Below are 3,349 nucleotides of genomic sequence, written 5' to 3'. Positions count from 1 at the left end.
CGATGTGGATTCTCGGTCAGTATCTGGAGCAACTGGGTTTATCTACTGTGTCTCGCCGACCACTCGAATCCGGTCAACGGGTTCGGTATTATCGGCTCAATACGGAGGATGTCGAGTTTGCTCAGAAAGTGCTGGATTATCGCCTTCGTCACAGGGAAGAAAGGGAAAGGAAACGCCAGCAGGAACAAGAACTCCAGGCGGCTCATGCAGCTAGAATGCAGATGCAGTATGGGATTAACCCGCCGTCCACACCCCCCCTTAATGAAAGTGGAGATAATAATCGGGGGGGTGTGGACACAGAGGTATCACTCAGTGATTCTTGGTGGGAGCGGGTTAAATATTATGCTCGGCTGGCAATTGAGCGGGTGGAGTTAGGAGTTGACAAGGTTAAAGAATTACTCAGTACACTAACGATTGATGAGCGTTGTGGGGTGATGCTGGAGTTTGAAGACGCAAGCCCTGATAAATTTGCTCAACTGGTGGCAGATGCGCCCGATTGGGTCGAATGGATGGGGTGAGAAAGTCGGGCTTAGTATTAACCACTTGACTTTTTCGGTTAAAAATACTACTTGCTTTCACGTCAGATTGCCCCGTACTGGTTGGCGAGACAATTGGTGTTGCCTCATAGGTGAGGCGTTTTGTCCCAGGTATCCGGGACAGTGGCTTTTCGGGGAACGCGAGTGCCTTATTGGTGTACGTCTGTGGTGTGTGTAGCTCCCGGTGTCGGTTACAGTAGTTCACTGTTCCATCAAAACCGTTACTTTTCGTCGTTTAACCAAGCTTCCAAATCCGCCACAACAGAAAAATCTAACAACGTCTCTCCTAGAATAGACAATTGCTCAATAGATAATCCTCGAATTCGTTCAATCAAAGATGCATCAATTTCACCAAAGCGACGATTTAGTTGACGTATAATTAAATCCTGTTGTCCTTCAAGTTTTGCTTTTTCACGGTCTTGCTGATAAAGTGGTTCTAATCGCATGATTAACTCCCGATCATCTGATTCTAAATTTTGATTGATTCTCAAATTCTGGCGCAGGTTGTAAACTAATTCTAGCGTTGCTTGCTTGTATGGATGAAGAGATGGTAACGCCGATAATTCCATAATTGCCTGTGACTGCACACTTCCCCTGCCAAGAATTCTCAACCACAACGTTTCTGGTATTTGCGGTAGTTGGTGAATAGCAACAATTGCAGTCCGTAGAGCATCGCCTAAAAAGTATACTCCTGGCAACCACCCAGATTTTTGATTAACATTAAAGCTCGACAGTAGTGCTGGGGATGCAGTTGGACTAAGAACCCATAGTTTCGGAATATCTGAATCTTGGAGTCTGGTTTTATTCGCTTTCGCATCTCGCCGCAAAAGAGCTTTTACTTCTAATAATTTTTGAATACAATCACAAATTTCATCAGCAGAGGCTGCGTTCCGAAAGGGTTCTAATATTGCCGGAAATTCGGCAAATCTTCCCAGTAGCCCTAGCACTTCTAAATTAGAGCTTTGCTGTGCTGATGGAGTAAATAACACATCAATTTCCTTGATTTCTCCTGATATTTTTGATGATGATTTTACTTCCCCGTAAGGTTTTAACAGTTCTTCTAGATAATCTTTGGCGAATTCGTCATGTACAAATCGAGTCATTCAATTTGGTTTATTTGAAATTGCTTTGAAGTTATTAATAATATTTTATCTGTATTTACAACCCATTTTAATCACACCTCAAATTTAAGCCGTGAACGGTTACGTGTTTCACGCTGTTTCGCAGTCGGCCGACAGTTTGCGCCCAGCAATTATGGCGGTATCGTCCCAATGTCCCCATGCACGGAAGGGGTTGCACCACGCCCTCCCTTTGGTTACGCCGAAACTAATGCTCGTCGCATCAAGGAAAGGATTCTTCAGAAGAATGAGATGACTGCGTTTTTGATTCGCATTGACCGCGAGACAGGCAGACGTGGAGCAGAGAAGGACTGGGCGTTGGATGCAAGTTGTCAGATTGAAGCTCAAAGGAATTGGTCTATCAATAATTTACGGGCTGATTTGCTTAAGCTGTTGGAGGAGATGGGCAATAGGATTGTTTCTGCCGGAGATGGTGCTGATGAGGGGGCTTCTCGGTGGATGAAGGCGGCTGGTATCGCCATCGATTCGGAACATTATCGCAAGGTGGCTAATGCTAAAGATATTGACAGAAGGACTTACAACAGTAGGCAGCATCAAGATTATCTCAAACCAGAAGAAGTGCTGGAGTGCGAGAAGTTTCGCATTCTGGATACCTATGGGATGCCAGTTACCCCAGAATTGGTGGAGAAAGATGACGGGGGTAAGTTGATACGCAAGATTGTTGCACTCGAAGCGATATTGGCAACGCCTGGGGATATGATTACTGATGACCTTATTGCACCGCCGCCTGTTGTAGCGGAGCGGGATAAGTCGGAACGCTCGCGCTTGAGCATCTGCACTGACTGGAGTAATCATTCCACGTCTTGGCTGATGCGTCATCGCCTGGGACTCAGAGCTGGCAATTGAGCGGGTGGAATACGGGATTGATGCAGTGAAAGAATTACTCAGTACACTAACGATTGATGAGCGGTTGGGCGTGATGCTGGAGTTTGAAGACGCAAGCCCTGACAAATTTGCTCAACTGGTGGCAGATGCCCCACAGTGGACTGAATGGATGGCATGAGAAAGTTGGGTTTGTTTCACATATGCTTTGCTTCCGTCATACACTGGCAACTAGTAATACAATCAGTGTTAGTCAACAATTAGGGGTGTAAGGGTGTAAGGGTGTAAGGGTGTAGGGTACTCCATCAATGAATTGAGGGGCTTGATATAAGGACACCCTATTTCACAGCACGTCGTGCCTCGAAATATATCTTTTTTGTTTTTCCATTTTTCGCCCATTCGCAATTAAACCAAGCCAGACACAACGGCAGAGGGTTTTTACCTGCCTTGCTCCCGATGCGGATTATTTCTCTACGAGACGCTACCGCGAACGCGCCACAAGAGGCGAGGTTTTTACCTTTTCCCTTTTTGATAAAAGTTTTGTGGTAGATTAAACCAATTCGCTTTTTCGCCCATTCGCCCATTCGCTTTTTCCGTGAAAGTGACTCTTATTTAGACCCCGACACTTTCACGTGCTGCCGTCATTAGGCTCTTGACTTAAACCCCCAAAGTTCGTTAAAGAGTTAAACAAATTGGCAAAAAGTTAACTAGCATTTTGAATGATGGATTTTGAAGCTTGGGATCGGTTATTGCGTCAGTATGTTGATCAGCACGGTCGTGTAGACTATATTGCTTGGAAAACAGAGCAACCATCTGCGATCGCAGATTGGTTGTCAAGTCGAAAAAATCTGG

The 3,349-nt window shown here is 45.4% G+C and carries 4 protein-coding genes and 1 pseudogene; 3 read left to right on the top strand and 2 right to left on the bottom strand.

Annotated features, from left to right (window positions below; all coding sequences use genetic code 11):
• Positions 1-518 (top strand): annotated as a pseudogene (locus LC605_RS31910) (bifunctional DNA primase/helicase); the annotation flags it as partial.
• 239 nt (positions 519-757) lie between these two features.
• Here LC605_RS31910 and LC605_RS31905 read toward each other — a convergent pair.
• Complete coding sequence (locus LC605_RS31905; protein WP_229551387.1) at positions 758-1,639, bottom strand: DUF4351 domain-containing protein; 882 nt, start codon at positions 1,637-1,639, stop codon at positions 758-760.
• A gap of 168 nt (positions 1,640-1,807) precedes the next feature.
• On the opposite strand from LC605_RS31905, the gene LC605_RS31900 reads away from it, so the two are divergent.
• Together LC605_RS31900 and LC605_RS31895 are read left to right on the top strand one after the other, a co-directional pair.
• A complete protein-coding gene (locus LC605_RS31900; protein WP_229551386.1) occupies positions 1,808-2,521 on the top strand; it encodes a hypothetical protein in 714 nt (237 codons plus the stop codon).
• 4 nt (positions 2,522-2,525) lie between these two features.
• Positions 2,526-2,678 carry a hypothetical protein gene (locus LC605_RS31895; RefSeq protein WP_229551385.1) on the top strand — a complete coding sequence of 51 codons (153 nt, stop codon included), beginning with the start codon at positions 2,526-2,528 and terminating at the stop codon, positions 2,676-2,678.
• A 157-nt stretch (positions 2,679-2,835) separates the two neighbouring features.
• Here the strand turns inward: LC605_RS31895 and LC605_RS31890 are convergent, their stop codons facing one another.
• On the bottom strand, positions 2,836-3,081 hold the full coding sequence (locus LC605_RS31890; protein WP_229551384.1) for a hypothetical protein: 246 nt from the start codon (positions 3,079-3,081) through the stop codon (positions 2,836-2,838).
• Positions 3,082-3,349 lie beyond the last annotated feature (268 nt).

The sequence above is a fragment of the Nostoc sp. CHAB 5836 genome (genome assembly GCF_020829445.1).
In the GTDB taxonomy this organism is placed as follows: domain Bacteria; phylum Cyanobacteriota; class Cyanobacteriia; order Cyanobacteriales; family Nostocaceae; genus Nostoc.
The sequence above is the reverse complement of the archived record's forward strand: the minus strand, read 5'-3'. Positions and strand labels throughout refer to the sequence as shown.